Here is a 17636-nt window from a genome sequence, read left to right as displayed (position 1 = left end):
AGGAGAACCGCCTTTCGCGCCTGTGAGGGCCCCGGCCGTCGAGGCCGGGGCCCGTGATGGAGATCCGTTCAGATCCGTTCGAGGATGGTCGCCGTGGACAGGGCGCCGCCGCAGCACATGGTCACCAGGGCCGTTCCGGCGTCGCGGCGTTCCAGCTCGTGCAGCGCCGTCGTGATCAGCCGCGCCCCGGTCGCGCCGACCGGGTGGCCGATCGCGATCGCGCCGCCGTTGACGTTGACCCTGTCCATGTCGGGCTTGTGGACCGACGCCCAGGACAGCACGATCGACGCGAACGCCTCGTTGATCTCGGTGATGTCGATGTCGCCCATCGCCATGCCGGACTTCTGGAGGACGCGCTCGGTCGACTGGACCGGGCCGTCCAGATGGTAGTACGGCTCCGAGCCGACCAGCGCCTGGGTCTTGACGCGGGCGCGGGGACGCAGGCCCAGGGCCTTCGCCTTCTCCTCCGACATCAGCAGGACGGCGGCGGCGCCGTCGGAGATCTGCGACGAGGTGCCCGCCGTGTGCCGCCCTTCCGGGCCGAGGACGGGCTTGAGCTTGGCGAGGCCGTCGGCGGTGGTCTCGCGCAGGCCCTGGTCGCGGGTGACCTCGCGGGTCTCGCCGGTGACGTTGCCCTCGGCGTCCAGGACGGGCGCCGTGATCGGGGCGATCTCGCGGTCGAAGCGGCCGTCGGCCCAGGCCTTGGCGCCGAGCTGCTGCGAGCGGGCGCCGAACGCGTCCAGGTCGCCGCGGGTGATCCCGCGGCGGGCGGCGATCCGCTCGGCGGCCTCGAACTGGTTCGGCATGTCGATCGACCAGTCGTCCGGCCGCGGGTTCGCCGGCAGGACGTTGCTGCCGAGCGGCGCGCGGCTCATCACCTCGACGCCGCAGCCGATCGCGACGTCCACGACGCCGGCGGCGATCTGCGACGCGGCGAGGTGGACGGCCTGCTGCGCCGACCCGCACTGGGCGTCGATCGTGGTGACCCCGGTCTGCCAGGGCAGGCCCGCGTACAGCCAGGCGTAGCGGCCGACGTGCCCGCCCTGCTCGCCGGCCTGGGTCACGCAGCCCGCGAAGACCTGTTCGACCTCGGCTGCGTCGATTCCGGAGCGCCCGACGGCGGCGTCCAGCGCGTGCGCCAGGACGGCCTGGGCCTTGAGGCCCGCGAGCCAGCCGTTGCGCTTTCCGAGCGGCGTGCGCACCGCCTCGACGATCACCGGGGTACCCATATGGTCTCCTTCTAGAACGCGATTCGCATTCAACTGTAACCGGTTCTAGATTTCCTGGAAGGACCGTCCCACGGAGTAGGACGCCCGGCTCGGACGGGCTGATCGCGCGAGGTGTCGACTAGCCTGGGTTGCGGACCGCCCCCGGCGCCGGAGAGAACCTCATGGCCGCAGACTTCGACGAGCCCGTGTTCGACGACGACTTCATCAGGGGCGCCACGTTCACCGAGCCGAGCGCCCGGGAACGGCTCCAGCCGCCGAGCAGGCGCGAGCAGCGGCGGACACGCCGCGCCGCCAAGCGCGCCCGGCGGGCCGGCCGCACCCCCCTCCTGCGGCGCCGCCGCCGCGCCGGCGACCCGAGCCACCGCAAGGCCGTGGTCCAGCTGCTCGGCATCATCGCCGTGCTGTTCGCGATCTCGTTCGCCCTCTGGTGGTGGAACAAGCCGCCCGCGGAACCCGAGCCCGGCTACCAGATCGTCCCGACGGCCCCCGAGGCCCCGCCTCCGGAGCCTGAGGCGCCGGCCCCGGCGCCCTCCACCGAGCTCCCGAGCAGCATTCCCGAGGTCTGAGCCCGAGATCCAGGTCCCCGGGGGCCAGGCCCTGGTCTAAGAGAGCCGCACCCGCAGTTCGGCGTACGCGGGGACGAGGACGCGGCGGGCGGCGCGGCGGGAGACCACCCGGTACGGGCGGCCGCCGGACAGCAGCGTCTCCAGCATCCGGGCCACCTGCGTGCGGGCCACGGCGGCGCCGAGGCAGAGGTGGCGGCCGCCGCCGAACCACAGCTGGCGGGTCTCGGGCACGTACGCGCGGTGGACGTCGAACGGCCCGGCGCCGTTGGTCGCGCGGTAGGCCAGCAGCAGGACCCGGTCGCCCGCGCGGAGCCTGCGTCCCGCGACGGTCGCGTCCCGGGCCACGTGCCGCCCGATCACCGGCGCGGGGGTGGAGACGCGCAGGCCCTCGCGCACCGCGTTGTGCAGGAGCGAAGGGGCGGCGAGCAGGGCACGCTGCCGCCCGGTGTCGTGCAGCAGCGCCGCCGTGCGGACCGTCCCGGACGCGCCCGTCTCGGTGCCGGCGATCACCAGCAGGGTCGCCAGCCCGCGGGCGAGCGGCAGCCCGAGGCCCATCTCGCGGCAGCGGCCGAGGAGCGTGTCCGGCCCGGCCGTCCGGTAGGCGTGCGGGACGCCGGCGGTGATCTCGTCCACGATCGCGCGGGCGCCGGCGAGGACCGCCGGGTCGAGTTCGGTGGAGGCGGTCGTGCCCATCGCCAGCCCGGCCAGCCGCTCCCCGGCCGCGAAGATCTCCCGGTAGCGGCCGTCCGCCCGCCCGGCGGGCAGCCCGAGCAGGTCGGCGACCATCCGCCCGGCCAGGACGCGGGCGGCGTCGGCGACGTCGACGGTCCGGCCGGCGGCGAGACGGCGGGCCAGCACGGCGTGGGACGCGCCTTGGGAACGTTCCACCAGCGCACGCGCGGAATCCTCGGTGAACAGGTCGCGGGCACGGGCGCGGACCTCGGCGTGCCCGGCGCCGCCGAAGAACCGCGCCATCCCGTCCCCGAACAACTGTGTCCACAGGTGGCCGACGCCGCCCTCGCCGTTCATGCCGAACCGGTCGTGGTCGTTGAGGACGCGGCGGGCGATGACCGGGTCCGTCACCACCCAGCCGAGCTTCGGCACCCGCGCGATGGGGCCGGTGTGGCGCGCCGCCTCCAGCAGCGCGAACAGCCCGGGGTTCGCCGCCCACAGCAGCCGCGCCTCGTGGCGCGCGGCCGCGCCGATCTCCGCGCCGGTCTCGCCGGGGGACGCCGCGCCGGTCTCGCCGGGGAACTCTGTGCTGGTCACGCCGCAGATTCTGCCGGGTGGCGGAGCCGGGGGGAAACGCGGTAGTACTCAATCCGGATGAGTGGCGGTACTCACGGCGAACCGGGGTACAACGCCCACCCCTGTTCCGTAGGGTCGCTCTGTCCGGGAGCGTCCGGGGTCGGCGAGTCTGATCGTCCACGGAGCACGAGGAACCGGGGGAACCCCAGCCCATGAGAGCCCGCATCACCGCCGTCGCGGCGCATCTGCCCGAGCGGACGGTCACCAGCGCCGAGGTCGAGGCACGGGTCGCGGCCGAGAGCGCCACCGCGGACGGCGGGTACCGGCCGCATCCCACGATCGTCGAGCGGATGACCGGGATCCGCACCCGGCACGTCATGCGCGACGACGAGCAGGCGTCCGACCTTGCCGTCGCCGCCGCCCGCGACGTCCTCGCCCGGCGCGGCGTCCAGGCGGCGGGCATCGACCTGCTGGTGTTCGGGTCGGCCTCGCAGGACCTGATCGAGCCGGCCACCGCGCACATCGTCGCCGCCAAGCTCGGCGCCACGTGCCCGGTCTTCGACGTCAAGAACGCCTGCAACAGCTTCCTGAACGGCCTGCAGACGGCGGACGCGCTGATCCGCACCGGGCAGCACGAGCGGGTGCTGGTCTGCACGGGGGAGAGCCCGTCGCGCGCGATCCGCTGGAGGGTCCGCGACCGCGCCCAGTTCGTGGACGCCTTCGCCGGCTACACTCTCTCCGACGGCGGCGCCGCGATGCTCGTCGAGGCGGCCCCCGACGGCGGGATCTTCTACCGCGGCTTCGCCGCCGTCTCCAGCGCGTGGCGGATCGGGACGCTCCCGGCCGGCGGGTCGATGCACCCCCGCGACCCCGACCGCACCTACTTCAGCGGCGACGGGCGGCGGCTCAAGGACGCGTTCGTGGCCAACGGCGCGGAGATCTTCACGACCGCCCTGCAGAAGACCGGCCTGACGTGGGACGACTTCGCCGTCATCGCCGTCCACCAGGTGACGCTGCCGTATCTGGAGGTGCTCCGGTCGATCCTCGGCATCCCGTCCGAGCGGCTCGTCGTCACCCTTCCCGGCCATGGCAACGTCGCGTCCGCGAGCCTCCCGCTGCAGATCGCCACCGCCCTCGACGGGGGGCGCTGCGGACCCGGCGACCGCGTCGCGCTCATCGGCCTCGCCGGCGGCGTCAGCCTCGGCGTCATGTTCGCGGAGCTCTGATCATGAATCTGTGGGTCGTCGTCCCCGCCTATGACGAGGAGCGTTCGATCGGCGCGACGCTGCGCCGGCTCGCCCGGCAGACCGACACCGGCTTCACGCTCGTCGTCGTCGACAACGGCAGCACGGACGGGACGGCCCAGGTCGTCAAGGAGTTCGCCGCCGGGAACACGGCGTTCGACGTCCGGATCGTCCACGAGCCGGAGAAGGGGACCGGGGCCGCCGCCGACACCGGCGTCCGGCACGCCATCAGCGCCGGCGCCACGCACGTCGCCCGCACCGACGCCGACTGCCTGCCCCATCTCGGCTGGGTCGCCGCCGTGCGGCGCGCGTTCGGCGAGGGGCTGGAGATGGTCAGCGGGCCGCTGCTGCCCCGGACCGACGAGTTCCCGCTGAAGTTCTGGGAGCGGCGCCTGCTCCCGGCCGTCATCGACCTCGCCGCCCTCTTCGGACGCTTCCGCCCCGGCAACCAGGACCCTCTCTACCTCGGCCCCTACGTGATGATGCCGGGCTGCAACCTGGCCATCACCGCCGACCTGTACGAGCGGGCCGGCGGCTTCCCGCGCACCCGCATCGAGGACGTCCACGAGGACCGCGAGCTGGTCAACCGCGTCCGCCGCGTGACCGACGCCTACGGGCTGCGCAAGGACGTCGTGATGTACGGCTCGGTACGGCGGCTGCGGGCGTTCGGCCTCGTCCGGACGCTCGGCTGGTACGCCGACCACCGCTACACGCCACCCGTCGTCGACATCAGATGAACGTGGACAGCAGATGAACTGGGAACGGCGTCTCTACCTGACCGCGCATCCGTTCGCGTACCCGCTGCTGCGCGGGGTCGCGCGGCGCGGCCCGGCCGTCCGGGTGCCGGGGGTCGGCGTGGTCGTGAACGACGCCTCGGCGGCCCGCGAGGTCCTCATGGACGGCGAGACGTTCCGCAAGGACGGCCCAGGCTCGCCGGGCGAGCTGTGGACGCCGGTCCTGGGGCCGTCGGTCCTGCTCAACATGGAGGGGGAGGCGCACCGGGCCCTGCGCCGCCGCCTCACCGACCTGTTCGTCCCGTCCTATACCGAGGCCCTGTGCGCCCGCGTCCTGGCCGAGCCCCTCGACCGGCTCACCGGCCGTCTCGGACGCGGCGCGACCGTCGACCTGGTGGACGCCGCGCGGGTCATGGCCGGCGCGGTGATCGGCGAGGTCATCGGCCTGGACGCCAGGACCGAGGCGGCCTACCGGGACCTGTTCGAGCAGGGCGAGCGCATCGTCTCCATGATCTCGCTGCGGACCCGGCGGCTCTCCCCGTCCCAGGTGCGGCGGGCCCGCACCGTGCTCGACCCGCTCGGGGACATCGCGGCCAAGTCGTACCTGACGGGGGACGAGTCGACCGTGATGGGGCGGATGCGGGCCCTCGGCCTCTCCGAGGACGAGGCGAGAGGCGCCGCCGGCGCGTTCTTCCTGACCGGCACGGAGACGGTGGCCACGCTGCTGCCCCGGCTGGTCGCCCTCCTCGCCGACCACGGGCAGCTCGCCCGGGTCGCCGCTGACGGGGCGCTGCTCGACCCTGCCATCGAGGAGGCCATGCGGGTGACGACCCCGACGCCGGTCATGCTGCGCAGCGTGCACCGTCCCGCCACGGTCGGCGGCGTCGCGATCCGTCCCGGCGACCGGGTCCTGATCGCCACGCACAACTGCTGCCGCGCGCTCGGCCCGTTCGACCTCGACCGCCCCCACCCGCCCGAGCTGCGGCGGCTCTGGTTCGGCGCGGGACCGCACTTCTGCATCGGCTATCCGCTGGCCATGGCACAGATCCGGCTCGTCGCCCGCGCGCTCCTCGACGCCGGCCCGCTCAAGATCACGCGACGGTCGGCGGCGCGCGGCGTGCTGATCCCCACGTACCGGTACCTGGCCGTCCGCGCGGAACGGGACACGCGATGACCCTGGTCCCGCGGCTGCTCGACCAGGCCGCCCGGACGCCCGGCGAGGTCGCGCTCGTCGCCGGGGACGGCACGCACCTCACCTACGGCGACCTGCGGCGGCAGGTGCTGGCCGTCCGGCACGGCCTGCTGTCGCGCGGGCTCGCGGCGGGCGACGGGGTGCTGTTCTCCGTCCGGCCGTCGCCCGAGTCGCTCGTCCTCGCGCTGGGCGTGGTCGCGGCCGGGGGAGTGGTCGTGTTCGCCGATCCGGGAGCCGGACCGGAGATGTTCACCGCGCGGCTGCGGCTGGCGCGCCCGCGCTGGTCGGCGGCCGAGTCGGTCCTGTACGCGGGGAGCCGGCTGCGTCCCGTCCGGGCGTACGCGCGGCGCCGCGGGCTGCTCCTGCCGAACCTCGCCGACCTGCGGATCCCGGGCGAGGGCCCGATGCGGCACATCCACGTCGGCCGCCGCCTTCCAGGCGTCCCGCGCGGCGCGCTGTCGTTCGAGCGCCTGACCGGGGGAGCCGCACCCGAACCCGGCACCGGCGGCGACCCGGACGCGCCCGCCGCCGTGATCTTCACCTCGGGGACGACGGCCGATCCGCGCGCCGTCGTCCACACCCAGGCGTCCCTCGCCGCGGCCCTCGATCTCTTCCGGGCCCGGCTGCCGCTGGGGCCCGGCGACGTCGTCCACACCGACCAGCTCATGCTCGGGCTCCCGACGCTGATCGCGGGGGCGCGCTGGTCGATGCCGCCGCTGTTCTGCGCGCCCGCCGACTTCGCCCGGCTGATGCGGGAGCGGGAGGCCACGCACACGTTCTGCGTCCCCGTGCACCTGGCCGAGGTACTGGACGCGGCTCCCGAGCTGCCGCCGTCCCTCCGGTACGTGCTGCTGGGGGCGGCGCCCGCGCCCGCGGCGATCCTGCGGCGGGCCGTCGCGGCGGCGCCGTCCGCCGAGGTCCTGTCCGTCTACGCGATGACCGAGGTCCTGCCGGTGGCGATCGCGTCGGCGCGGGAGAAACTCGCCCACACCGGATCGGGCGACCTCCTGGGAGCGCCGCTGCCCGGTGTCGGCGCGCGGCTCGCGGACGACGGCGAGCTGCTGCTGTCCGGCCCCAGCCTGTGCCGCGGCTACCTCGGCGGGGACCCCCTCACCGAACTGCCGACCGGCGACCTCGCGCGCCTGGACGGCGGCCGCCTCGTGCTCACGGGACGCAAGAAGGACATGCTGATCCGCGGCAAGTTCAACCTCTACCCGGGCCTGTACGAGCCGTCGATCGCCGCGCTCCCCGGTGTGGCCGAAGCAGCCATCGTGGGCGTGCCCGATCCCGGAACCGGGGACGAGGAGGTCGTCCTGGCCGTGGTCGGCCCCGGCGACCTGCCCGCCCGGCTGCGGCGCAGCCTCCCGGACGTCATCGACCACGACGCCCTGCCCGACCGGATCGTCGTCCTGGACGCACTGCCCCGTTCCGGCAGGACGCGCAAGCTCGACCGCGACCGCCTCCGCGAGCTGGTGACCGCGTGAGGGTCGCGGTGACGGGGGCGTCGGGGTTCGTCGGCGGCGCGGTGTGCCGGGCGCTCGCCTCCGAGGGCATCACGACGTACGCCTACGGCCGCCGTCCCTCCGTGGCCGCGCCGCATCTGGGCGGCGCGGCCTACCGGTCGTGGGACCTCACGCACGGCCCGCTCGCGGACGCGCCCGGTGTCGACGCGGTCGTCCACTGCGCGGGCAGCGCCACCGACTGGGGACCTGCCGCCGGCCTGTTCGCCGCCAACCTCACCGGTACCCGCACCGCCCTCGCGGCCTTCCCCGGAGCCCGGTTCGTGCACGTCAGCACCGCCAGCGTGTACGACCCGTTCCGCCCGAGCGCCATGGCCACCGAGGACGAGGCGCCGGTCGGGCGCTACATGAACGCCTACGGCGCCTCGAAGGCCGCCGCCGAGCGCGCGGTCCTGTCCGCCGGCCGTGACGCGATCGTCCTGCGCCCGCACGCGGTCTACGGCCCCGGCGACACGACCCTGCTGCCGCGCGTCCTGTCCGCCGTGCGCGGCCCGGTCCTGCCCGCCGCCGGGACGGGACGCCAGCGCATCAGCCTCACCTCGATCGCCAACCTCGTCCAGGCGTGCCTCCTGGCCGCGACCGGCCCGGTGACCTCGGGCGTCTTCAACATCGCGGACGCCGCCCCGGTGACGATCGACGACGCGTTCCGGGAGATCCTCCGCGAGCGGGGGATACGGGCGAGGCCCGTCTACGTCCCGGCGTCCCTCGCCCGCCCCCTGGCCGCCGTGGCCGAGGGCGCGTTCCTTCTGGCCGGCCGCCCCGAACCGCCGCGCCTCACCCGTTACGCCATCAGCCATCTGGCCGTCGAGCGCACCCTCGACATCACCGCCGCCCGCGCGGACCTCGGCTACGACCCGCACGAGACGACCTTCACCGGCGCCGCCGGCTGGTAGTCGTCAACCTTGGGTTGACGTTCCTCGATCGTCAACCTAGGGTTGACGTATGACCGAACCCACGCAGCCCATCGGCCGGATCCGCCTCGACGACCTGATCGACGGCATCAAGAAGGTCCACACCGACACACTCGAACAGCTCAGCAGCGCGGTGATCGCCGCCGAGCACCTCGGCGACGTCGCCGACCACCTCATCGGCCACTTCGTCGACCAGGCCCGCCGCTCCGGGGCGTCCTGGACCGACATCGGCACGAGCATGGGGGTCAGCAAGCAGGCCGCCCAGAAACGCTTCGTCCCCAAGGGCCAGGCATCCGACCTCGACCCGCAGGAGGCCTTCTCCCGGTTCACCCCGCGCGCCCGCAACGTCGTCATGGCGTCGATGAACGAGGCACGCGCGGCGGGCAACGACCAGATCCGTCCCGTGCACCTCGTCCTCGGCCTGCTGTCCGAACCCGAGGCGCTCGCCGCGAAGGCGATCACGGCGCAGGACGTCCTGCTCGACTCGGTGCGCCAGGCCGCGACGGCCGCGCTGCCGCCGGAGTCCGAGAACGTCCCCGACCTCATCCCCTACGACGCGGACAGCAAGAAGGCCCTGGAACTCACCTTCCGGGAGGCACTGCGCCTCGGCCACAACTACATCGGCACGGAGCACATGCTGCTGGCCCTCCTCGAATTCGAGGACGGCACGGGCGTCCTGTCGGATCTCGGCATCGGCAAGGCGAAGGCCGAGACGCAGATCACCAGCGCTCTGACCGCCATCGCCGCGCAGCAGGGATGAGTTTCGAGCTTCCGGCTGGTCTGACCCGCCATGGAGAATCTCATCAAGGCCAACGGGATGGAACTGTGCACCGAGACGTTCGGCGACCCGGCTGACACACCGATCCTGCTGGTGGGCAACACGATGCTCACCTGGCCCGACGACCTCTGCACACGCCTGGCGACCCTGCGCCGCCACGTCATCCGCTACGACCTGCGCGACACCGGACGGTCCACGGCCGCCGACCCCGAGGCCCCCGAGTACACCCTGCGCGATCTGGTCGCCGACGCCGCCGGCGTCCTGGACGCCTTCGGCCTGCCCGCCGCGCACATCGCCGGCTTCGGCGCCGGCGGCTGGATCGCCCAGCTCCTCGCCCTCGACCACCCCGCCCGCGTCACGACCCTGACCCTGATCGCCACACGGCCGACCGCACCCGGCCCCAGCGACTCCGACCTGCCCGACCACGCACCGGAGCTGATGGAGCACTTCATGAACGGGCCCGAAGTCGACTGGACGGACCGCGCGTCCATCGTCGCCGCCATGCTGGAGGGCGCCCGCCACGTCGCCGGCCCCGCATTCGACGAGGCCGAGGCGCGCGAGGACATCGAGCGGATCCACGACCGCACGCCCGCCGCCGCCGACCCCGGCAAGGCGCACCGCGCCAACCAGATGGCGACCGCCTTCGCCGCTCTCGACAGCGGCCCCCGCTGGCGCGAACGCCTGGGTGACATCACCGCGCCGACCATGGTGATCCACGGCGAGGACGACCCGTTCTTCCCGCTCGGAAACGGCCAGGCCCTCGCCACCGAGATCCCCGGCGCCGAACTGATCACCCTCCCCGGGACCGGCAACGAACTCCCACGCCGCACCTGGGACACGGTCGTCCCCGCAATCCTCCGCCACACCTCCTGACGGAACTAATCGGGCATCAGGCGGAGGGCCAGGAAGAAGTCGACTCGGTCTTCCAGGCGGGAGAGGTCGCGGCCGGTGAGGTCCTGGATGCGCTGGATGCGGTAGCGGACGGAGTTGACGTGGAGGTGCAGCTGCTCGGCGCAGCGCGTCCATGAGCCGGAGTTCTGGAGGAAGGCCTCAAGGGTGTGGACGAGGTCGGCCCCGTGGGTCTCGTCGTAGGCGTGCAGCGGGTCGAGGAGCCGGACCCTGAACATCTGGCGGACGTCGTCGGGGACGCTGGCGAGCAGCAGGACGTGGGTGGCCAGCTCGTCGTGACGCACGACGCGGACGGGAGAGTGCGACTCCGGCGTCCGGGAGATGCGGATCCGGGTCGCGGCCAGGCGGCGCGCGTAGCGGGCCTCTTCGACGGCGCCGCGCAGCCCGGTCGCCGGCGCGATGCCGCTGACGCCCACGGCGATGCCGTCGGCGGAAAGGCCGGACGCCAGCGTGTGAAGGGCCTCCTGGACCGCGGCGGCGATGTCGCGCCCGGTCGCCGGGGCGAGGGCGAGCGCCTCGTCGTCCAGGAGGCCGACGAGGGGTCCGGTGTCCGGCAGGATCTCGGCGAGGACGGTGCGCAGCTCGCCGGGACGCAGGGTGCCGTGGGCGGACGCCGCGACGGCCACGAACTCGGCGGAGGGGGCCATGCCCGCCCGCTCCAGCAGCGGGACGATCCCGGTGCCGGTGGCGGCGGCCGTCACGGCCTCCTGCGCGACGCGGTGCTCGGTGTGCCGGCGGGCCCGTTCCAGGGCGACGATCGCGGCGAGTTCGGTGGCGATGGCGCGGCGCTCGGCCGGCCAGTCGGCGAAGTCGCCCTCGCAGGCGACGAACCAGTCGGCCACGCGGGACGTGGTGTCCGCCGCGACCGCGAAGATCGACGTGTCCAGCGCGGGGACATGGCATGGCAGGCGCGGTGCGGTGAGGAAGGCCCGGGCCAGGGCGGCGGGCTCGTCCGGCCGCGGGCCGGCGACGGCGCGTCCGGTCGGGGTGAGCACGTGGCAGCGCATGCCGAGGTCGCGTCCGACCAGATCGAGGACGGCGCCGAGCCCGGTGCCCTCGACGAGCCGCCGGTGCCGGTCCAGGACGGCGGTCAGGTCGGCGGCGCGGGCGCCGGAGAGATGGCGGACGACCTCCTCGGTGACCGTCGCGAACGCGACGTCCTCGGGCACCTTGAACAGCGGGAGCCGGTGCCGCCGGCAGGCCTCGACGAGGTCGTCCGGGACGGTCCCCAGCGCGAGGTCCCAGGCGGCGAGGCCCGAGACGCCCGCGCCGGCGAGGGCCCGCACGAAGGCCTCCGAGTCGGCCGGCCGCGACCGCCAGACGAGCCCGGTCAGCACCAGTTCCCGTCCGCGCAGGTAGCGGCCGGGGTTGAGGAGGTCGGTCGTGACGACCCATCTGATCGTCCGGTCCAGCTCCTCCTCCCCGGTGAGGATCTCCAGCCGCAACGCGGGCATCCCGAGCAGGGAACGCAGCCTCATATGTAGCAACCTACAAACGCCCGCGTGTCCGGGGCGGCACAGTTCGGACGTCCTGTGCCTCGACCGGCCTGCGGGAGCCTGTGTGTACTGCAGGCGGTGAGGGGAGGAGCGGGTGCTGTTCACCGAGACGGAGCTGTCGGCGTGCTGCGCGTCGCGCCGGTGGGTCGCGGCGGTCGCCGGGCGGCCCTACCGCGATGCGGCGGAGCTGCGGGCGGCCGGGGCGAGCGCCCTGGACGGGCTTGAGTGGGCCGACGTGCAGGAGGCGCTCGCCGATCACCCGCGTATCGGGGAGCGGGTAAAGAAGGGCACCTGGTCGCGGGGCGAGCAGTCGGGCATGGACGCCGCGGAGGCGGAGGTGCGTGCCGCCCTGGTCGCGGGGAACCGTGCATATGAGGAGCGTTTCGGGCATGTGTTCCTGGTCTGCGCTTCCGGCCGCGGCGCCGGCGAGATGCTCGGTGACCTCCGGGAACGGCTGGGGAACGATACCGGTACCGAGCGGGCGGTCGTGCGGAGGGAGCTGGCCAAGATCGTCGATCTGCGGTTGGCGAAGCTGACGGAGGAGGAGCCTTGAGCCTGTCGACGCACGTGCTGGACGCCGCGAAGGGCCTGCCGGCGGCGGGCCTGGCCGTCCGGCTGGACCGGCGTTCGGCGGACGGCGGCTGGACGGCCCTGGCCGAGGCCCGCACCGACACCGACGGCCGGATCAAGGAATGGGGGGCCGCGCTGGAGAGCGGCGTGCACCGCCTCACGTTCGACACGGCGGGCCTGTCGGACTTCTACCCCGAGGTCACGGTGGCGTTCACCGTCACCGATCCCGGACGGCACCTGCACGTGCCGCTGCTGATCAGCCCGTTCGCCTACTCGACCTACCGAGGGAGCTAGGAACTCCGGACATGGACTTTTTGCGACCGGTGACCTGGGAGGACGCCCTCGCCGCGAAGGCCGGGCGGCCGGGCGCGCTGCCCCTCCAGGGCGGCACCGACGTCATGGTCGAGATCAACTTCGATGCGCGCCGGCCGGAGGCGCTGCTCGACCTGACCCGGATCCGCGACCTGGCCGGATGGGACACGGTGGACGGGCGGCTCCGCGTCGGCGCCGGCGTCACCTACACCCGGCTGATCGAGGAGCTGGGGGACCGGCTGCCCGGCCTCGCGCAGGCGTCCCGGACGGTCGGGTCGCCGCAGATCCGCAACCGTGGCACGGTCGGCGGCAACCTCGGCGCGGCCTCGCCCGCCGGGGACGGCCACCCGCCGCTGCTGGCGGGCGGCGCGGTGATCGAGGCCGAGTCGGCGGCCCGCGGCGTCCGGATGATCCCGGCGGCGGACTTCTTCACCGGGGTGAAGCGCAACGCGCTGGAGCCGGACGAGCTGATCCGCGCGTTCTGGACGGCCCCCGCGCCCGCCCCGCAGTACTTCTCCAAGATCGGCACCAGGAACGCCATGGTGATCGCGGTCTGCTCGTTCGCGGTCGCGCTGCACCCGGCGGAGCGGCGCGTCGGGACCGGCCTCGGGTCGGCCGCCCCGACGCCGCGCCGCGCCCCCGCCGCCGAGGCGTTCGCCTCCGGCGAGCTGGACTGGGACGGCCGGGGCCCGCTCGCCGAATCGGCGGCGCGGCGCTTCGGGGAACTGGTGACCGGGGCGGCGTCGCCGATCGACGACGTCCGGGGGACGGGCGGCTACCGGGGGCACGCCCTGTCGGTGATGGCGCGCCGCACGCTGACCTGGGCCTGGAACGACCACCGGACCGCCGGAAGGGAGGACCGCTGATGCGCGTCAACGTCACGGTGAACGGCTCGGCGGAGGCCGTGGACGATGTGTGGGAGGGCGAGAGCCTGCTCTACATGCTGCGGGAGCGGATGGGGCTCCCCGGCTCGAAGAACGCCTGCGAACAGGGCGAATGCGGCTCCTGCACCGTCTACCTGGACGGTGTCCCGGCGTGCGCGTGCCTGGTCGCGGCCGGCCAGGCGGAGGGACGGGACGTCCGCACGGTCGAGGGCCTCGCCGGGGGCGGGCCCGGCGAGGAGCGGCTCGACCCCGTCCAGGAGGCGTTCGCCGAGACCGGCGCCGTCCAGTGCGGGTTCTGCACGCCCGGCCTGATCGTCCAGTCGCACGACCTGATCGAGCGGAACCCCGCGCCGACCGACGCCGAGATCCGCGAGGCGCTCGCCGGCAACCTGTGCCGGTGCACCGGCTACGAGAAGATCCTGGACGCGGTGCGGCTCGCCGCCGAACGAAGGGCCGCCGAGCGGAAGGCCGCCGCGCAATGACGATCGTCATCGAGAACGCCCACGTCGTCACCGTCTCCGGCGGCGAGCACCCGGGCGGCCACATCGTGATCGACGGAGACCGCATCACCGCCGTCGGCCCCGGCCCGGCCCCCGCCGCACCGGCCGGAGGCACCGAGAGGATCGACGGGACCGGATGCCTCGCGACCCCCGGCCTGGTCAACACGCACCACCACCTCTACCAGTGGGCCAGCCAGGGCCTCGCCGTCGACAGCACGCTGTTCGAGTGGCTGACGACGCTCTACAGGCCGTGGTCGAAGATGGACGCCGAGGTCGTGGCCGGCGCGGCGAGCGCGGCCCTCGGATGGCTCGCCAAGTCGGGCTGCACCACCGCTTCCGACCACCACTACCTGTTCCCGAAGGGACGCGGCGACCTGTTCGCGGCGGAGATCGACGCCGCCCGGGAGGTGGGCGTCCGGTTCCATCCGTGCCGCGGGTCGATGGACCGGGGCGAGTCGCAGGGCGGGCTGCCGCCCGACGAGGTCGTCGAAGACCTCGACACGATCCTCGCCGAGACCGAGGCCGCGATCGACCGGTACCACGACCCGTCGCCCGGTTCCATGCTCCGCGTCGCCGTCGCGCCCTGCTCGCCGTTCACCGTCACCCGGGACCTGCTGGTCGGGTCGGCCGAGCTGGCGCGGGCGAAGGGCGTCCGGCTGCACACCCACCTCGCCGAGACGCTGGACGAGGAGGAGCACACGGCGGAGCAGTTCGGCATGACCCCGACCGAGTACATGGACTCGCTCGGCTGGCTCGGCCCCGACGTGTGGTTCGCGCACTGCGTCCACCTGCACGACACCGACATCAAGCGGCTCGCCGAGACCCGCACGGGCACCGCGCACTGCCCCAGTTCCAACGCCCGCCTCGGCGCCGGGATCGCCCGCGTGTCCCGCCTGCTGGAGGAGGGCGCGGCCGTCGGCCTCGGCGTGGACGGGTCGGCGTCGGCGGAACTCGTCCCCCTCGCCGGGGAGATCCGGCAGGCGATCTACATGCAGCGCGCCCGGTACGGGCCGACCGCGCTGACGTCCCGGCAGGCCCTGGAGATGGCGACGCTCGGCGGCGCCCGCTGCCTCGGCCGCGAGGACGACATCGGCACGCTCGAACCGGGCAAGCTCGCCGACATCGCGCTGTGGCGGGTGGACGGCTTCCACGCCGCGGTCGCCGACCCGGTCGTCGCCTTCTCGTTCGGGAAGACCCCGCCGCTGCGGCGGCTCCTCGTCGGCGGCCGCACCGTCGTCGACGACGACACGCTCGTCACCGTCCCCCAGGACGAGGCCGGGCGCCGCGGCGCCGACGCGCACCGCCGGCTGATGAGGCTCGCGCAGGAGGTGCTCTGATGGCGGCACCGGTGAGAACCCCCGGACACGTCGCCGCGCCGGGGCTGGGCGGCGTCGGCGAGAGCCCGCTGCGACCCGACGGCACGCTCAAGGTCGCGGGCGAGTTCGCCTACGCGTCCGACCTGTGGATGGACGGGATGCTGTGGGGCGCGACGCTGCGCAGCCCCCACCCCCGCGCGCTGATCAGGTCGATCGACATCGCGGCGGCGCTCGCGGTGCCCGGCGTCCGCGCCGTCCTCACCCACGAGGACGTGCCGGGACGCAAGGTGTTCGGCATCGACCTCACCGAGGACCAGCCCGTCCTGGCCGTCGACCAGGTCCGCCACGAGGGCGAGCCGGTCGCGCTCGTCGCCGCCGACCATCCGGAGACCGCCCGGCGCGCGATGGACAGGATCGCGGTCGGCTACGACGTCCTGACGCCGGTCACCGACCCGCGCGCCGTGCTCGCCGACCCGGAGGGGCGGAAGGTCCAGGACCGCGGCGGCATCACCCGCCACCAGCCGGTCCGCGCCGGAGACGTCGGCGCCGCCAGGGCGGAGGCGGACTTCGTCGTGTCGGGAGAGTACGAGGTCGGCATCCAGGACCAGGCGTTCCTCGGCCCCGAGGCGGGCCTGGCGGTCCCCGCCGAGGACGGCGGCGTCGACCTCTACGTCTCGACCCAGTGGATCCACAACGACCTCAAGCAGATCGCGCCCTGCCTCGGCCTCGCCGAGGACCAGATCCACATGACGCTCGCGGGCGTCGGCGGCGCGTTCGGCGGGCGCGAGGACCTGTCGATGCAGATCCACGCGGGGATGCTCGCCCTGCACACCGGCAGGCCCGTCAAGATGTCGTACAACCGGTACGAGTCGTTCTTCGGGCACGTCCACCGGCATCCCGCCCAGATGCGCTACGAGTACGGCGCCACGGCGGACGGGCGGCTCCTGTACGCCGACGTCGAGATCGTCCTGGACGGCGGCGCGTACACCTCGTCCACGATGAACGTCACCGGGAACGCGGCGTCCCTCGGCGTCGGCCCCTACGAGATCCCCAACATCAGGATCGACGCGTACGGCGTCTACACCAACAACCCGCCGTGCGGCGCGATGCGCGGGTTCGGCGCGGTGCAGGCGTGCTTCGCCTACGAGTCGATGATGGACAGGCTCGGCGCGGCCACCGGGCTCGGCCCGGTCGAGATCCGCCGCCGCAACGCCGTCTCGCAGGGCTCCAGGCTTGCGACCGGTCAGGTCATCGACTCGCCGGCGCCGCTCGCCGGGATGCTGGACCGGCTGGAGGCGATGCCGATGCCGCCGCCGCTCGACCCGTCCGACCTCAGGAACCTGCCGGGCGGCGTATCGCAGACGACCCGCGGCGAGGGCGTCGTGCGGGGCGTCGGGTACGGCGTCGGGATCAAGAACATCTGCTTCTCCGAGGGGTTCGACGACTACTCCACCGCCCGCGTCCGGCTGGAGGTCATCGGCGGCGAGGCGACCGTCCTCGTGCACACCGCCGCGGCCGAGGTCGGGCAGGGGCTCGTCACGATCCAGGCGCAGATCGCCCGGACCGAGCTGGGCGTGCAGAAGGTCGTCATCGCCCCGGCGGACGACCGGGCCGGCGACGCGGGTTCGTCCAGCGCGTCCCGCCAGTCCTACATGTCGGGCGGCGCGGTCAAGACGGCCTGCGAGGCGGTGCGCGCCGAGCTGCTCGCCCTGGCCGCGCGCCGCCTGGCCCGCCACGACCTCTCCACCGCCGGCGGCAAGATCGTCTCTCGCGCGGACGGGGTGCTCGGCACCATCGAGGACGTCCTCGGCGACACCGTCATCGAGGAGACCCGCGAATACCGCCACCGCCCCACGACCGCCCTGGACCCGATCACAGGCCAGGGCGACAGCCACACCCAGCTGGCCCTCTGCGTCCACCGCGCCGTAGTGGACGTGGACGTCGACCTGGGCCTGGTCAAGGTCGTCGAAATGGCCGCCGTCCAGGACGTAGGGAAGATCATCAACCGGACCGGGGTGGAGGGCCAGATCCACGGCGGCTCGGCCCAGGGCCTGGGCCTCGCCCTGATGGAGGAGATCGTCGTGACGGACGGCCTCGTCAGGAACCCGTCCTTCACCGACTACCTGATCCCGACGATCCTCGACATGCCACCGATGCGCCTGGACATCCTGGAGAACCCGGACCCCGCCGCCCCCTACGGCCTGCGAGGCGCCGGAGAACCCCCGAC

The 17636-nt window shown here is 73.9% G+C and carries 17 protein-coding genes; 14 read left to right on the top strand and 3 right to left on the bottom strand.

The genetic code is table 11. The features are described 5' to 3' along the window. Window positions 1-68: 68 nt before the first annotated feature. Window positions 69-1229, bottom strand: a complete 1161-nt coding sequence (locus E1285_RS16795; RefSeq protein WP_132153026.1) for a steroid 3-ketoacyl-CoA thiolase — start codon at window positions 1227-1229, stop codon at window positions 69-71. A 161-nt stretch (window positions 1230-1390) separates the two neighbouring features. Between E1285_RS16795 and E1285_RS16790 the strand changes: the two genes are divergently transcribed. Then, window positions 1391-1795, top strand: coding sequence for a hypothetical protein (locus E1285_RS16790; RefSeq protein WP_132153024.1), 405 nt, complete (start codon window positions 1391-1393; stop codon window positions 1793-1795). A gap of 36 nt (window positions 1796-1831) precedes the next feature. Here E1285_RS16790 and E1285_RS16785 read toward each other — a convergent pair whose 3' ends face one another. Continuing rightward, on the bottom strand, window positions 1832-3064 hold the full coding sequence (locus E1285_RS16785; RefSeq protein WP_243722837.1) for a cytochrome P450: 1233 nt from the start codon (window positions 3062-3064) through the stop codon (window positions 1832-1834). A 191-nt stretch (window positions 3065-3255) separates the two neighbouring features. On the opposite strand from E1285_RS16785, the gene E1285_RS16780 reads away from it, so the two are divergent. Genes E1285_RS16780 through E1285_RS16750 form a run of 7 tightly spaced genes read left to right on the top strand, consistent with a single transcriptional unit; the run spans window position 3256 to window position 10295 of the window. Continuing rightward, window positions 3256-4269: a ketoacyl-ACP synthase III gene (locus E1285_RS16780; RefSeq protein ID WP_132153022.1), complete on the top strand. Its 1014-nt coding sequence runs from the start codon at window positions 3256-3258 to the stop codon at window positions 4267-4269. Window positions 4270-4271: 2 nt separating this feature from the next. Continuing rightward, complete coding sequence (locus tag E1285_RS16775) at window positions 4272-5024, top strand: glycosyltransferase family A protein (protein ID WP_132153020.1); 753 nt, start codon at window positions 4272-4274, stop codon at window positions 5022-5024. 13 nt (window positions 5025-5037) lie between these two features. After that, window positions 5038-6195 carry a cytochrome P450 gene (locus E1285_RS16770; RefSeq protein ID WP_132153018.1) on the top strand — a complete coding sequence of 386 codons (1158 nt, stop codon included), beginning with the start codon at window positions 5038-5040 and terminating at the stop codon, window positions 6193-6195. After that, entirely contained in the window at window positions 6192-7697 is a 1506-nt protein-coding gene (locus E1285_RS16765) for a class I adenylate-forming enzyme family protein (protein WP_132153016.1), read from the top strand. The genes E1285_RS16770 and E1285_RS16765 overlap by 4 nt, the downstream gene beginning before the upstream one ends. After that, window positions 7694-8626, top strand: coding sequence for an NAD(P)-dependent oxidoreductase (locus E1285_RS16760; RefSeq protein WP_132153014.1), 933 nt, complete (start codon window positions 7694-7696; stop codon window positions 8624-8626). The genes E1285_RS16765 and E1285_RS16760 overlap by 4 nt, the downstream gene beginning before the upstream one ends. A gap of 49 nt (window positions 8627-8675) precedes the next feature. Further along, window positions 8676-9404: a Clp protease N-terminal domain-containing protein gene (locus tag E1285_RS16755; protein ID WP_132153012.1), complete on the top strand. Its 729-nt coding sequence runs from the start codon at window positions 8676-8678 to the stop codon at window positions 9402-9404. A 30-nt stretch (window positions 9405-9434) separates the two neighbouring features. Next, the gene (locus E1285_RS16750; protein WP_132153010.1) at window positions 9435-10295 is read left to right on the top strand and encodes an alpha/beta hydrolase; all 861 of its coding nucleotides are present in this window, start codon (window positions 9435-9437) and stop codon (window positions 10293-10295) included. 5 nt (window positions 10296-10300) lie between these two features. Here E1285_RS16750 and E1285_RS16745 read toward each other — a convergent pair whose 3' ends face one another. Then, entirely contained in the window at window positions 10301-11809 is a 1509-nt protein-coding gene (locus E1285_RS16745; RefSeq protein ID WP_132153009.1) for a PucR family transcriptional regulator, read from the bottom strand. 112 nt (window positions 11810-11921) lie between these two features. Here E1285_RS16745 and uraD point away from each other — a divergent pair, with 112 nt between their 5' ends. The 6 genes from uraD to E1285_RS16715 form a co-directional block, all read left to right on the top strand. Beyond that, complete coding sequence (uraD, locus tag E1285_RS16740) at window positions 11922-12380, top strand: 2-oxo-4-hydroxy-4-carboxy-5-ureidoimidazoline decarboxylase (protein WP_132153007.1); 459 nt, start codon at window positions 11922-11924, stop codon at window positions 12378-12380. After that, window positions 12377-12691, top strand: a complete 315-nt coding sequence (gene uraH / locus E1285_RS16735; protein WP_132153005.1) for a hydroxyisourate hydrolase — start codon at window positions 12377-12379, stop codon at window positions 12689-12691. The genes uraD and uraH overlap by 4 nt, the downstream gene beginning before the upstream one ends. Before the next feature lie 11 nt (window positions 12692-12702). Further along, a complete protein-coding gene (locus E1285_RS16730; RefSeq protein WP_132153003.1) occupies window positions 12703-13575 on the top strand; it encodes an FAD binding domain-containing protein in 873 nt (290 codons plus the stop codon). Continuing rightward, window positions 13575-14075 (top strand): (2Fe-2S)-binding protein, encoded by a 501-nt coding sequence (locus tag E1285_RS16725; protein WP_132153001.1) that lies wholly within the window; start codon window positions 13575-13577, stop codon window positions 14073-14075. Before E1285_RS16730 ends, E1285_RS16725 begins: the two co-directional genes overlap by 1 nt. Beyond that, a complete protein-coding gene (locus E1285_RS16720; protein ID WP_132152999.1) occupies window positions 14072-15430 on the top strand; it encodes an 8-oxoguanine deaminase in 1359 nt (452 codons plus the stop codon). The genes E1285_RS16725 and E1285_RS16720 overlap by 4 nt, the downstream gene beginning before the upstream one ends. Next, on the top strand, window positions 15430-17636 hold a 2207-nt coding region (locus tag E1285_RS16715), incomplete at its 3' end, for a molybdopterin cofactor-binding domain-containing protein (protein ID WP_207946627.1). The genes E1285_RS16720 and E1285_RS16715, both read left to right, overlap by 1 nt.

The sequence above is a fragment of the Actinomadura sp. 7K507 genome (assembly GCF_004348425.1).
Classification (GTDB): domain Bacteria; phylum Actinomycetota; class Actinomycetes; order Streptosporangiales; family Streptosporangiaceae; genus Spirillospora.
Note: the sequence above shows the minus strand (reverse complement) of the source record. Positions and strands in the feature narration are given on the sequence as shown.

Bases quoted from the DNA above. Each gene is read 5' to 3' on its own strand.
- E1285_RS16795 (WP_132153026.1), bottom strand. From the start codon at position 1,229: ATGGGTACCCCGGTGATCGTCGAGGCGGTGCGCACGCCGCTCGGAAAG.
- E1285_RS16790 (WP_132153024.1), top strand. From the start codon at position 1,391: ATGGCCGCAGACTTCGACGAGCCCGTGTTCGACGACGACTTCATCAGG.
- E1285_RS16780 (WP_132153022.1), top strand. From the start codon at position 3,256: ATGAGAGCCCGCATCACCGCCGTCGCGGCGCATCTGCCCGAGCGGACG.
- E1285_RS16775 (WP_132153020.1), top strand. From the start codon at position 4,272: ATGAATCTGTGGGTCGTCGTCCCCGCCTATGACGAGGAGCGTTCGATC.
- E1285_RS16770 (WP_132153018.1), top strand. From the start codon at position 5,038: ATGAACTGGGAACGGCGTCTCTACCTGACCGCGCATCCGTTCGCGTAC.
- E1285_RS16765 (WP_132153016.1), top strand. From the start codon at position 6,192: ATGACCCTGGTCCCGCGGCTGCTCGACCAGGCCGCCCGGACGCCCGGC.
- E1285_RS16755 (WP_132153012.1), top strand. From the start codon at position 8,676: ATGACCGAACCCACGCAGCCCATCGGCCGGATCCGCCTCGACGACCTG.
- E1285_RS16750 (WP_132153010.1), top strand. From the start codon at position 9,435: ATGGAGAATCTCATCAAGGCCAACGGGATGGAACTGTGCACCGAGACG.
- E1285_RS16745 (WP_132153009.1), bottom strand. From the start codon at position 11,809: ATGAGGCTGCGTTCCCTGCTCGGGATGCCCGCGTTGCGGCTGGAGATC.
- E1285_RS16730 (WP_132153003.1), top strand. From the start codon at position 12,703: ATGGACTTTTTGCGACCGGTGACCTGGGAGGACGCCCTCGCCGCGAAG.
- E1285_RS16725 (WP_132153001.1), top strand. From the start codon at position 13,575: ATGCGCGTCAACGTCACGGTGAACGGCTCGGCGGAGGCCGTGGACGAT.
- E1285_RS16720 (WP_132152999.1), top strand. From the start codon at position 14,072: ATGACGATCGTCATCGAGAACGCCCACGTCGTCACCGTCTCCGGCGGC.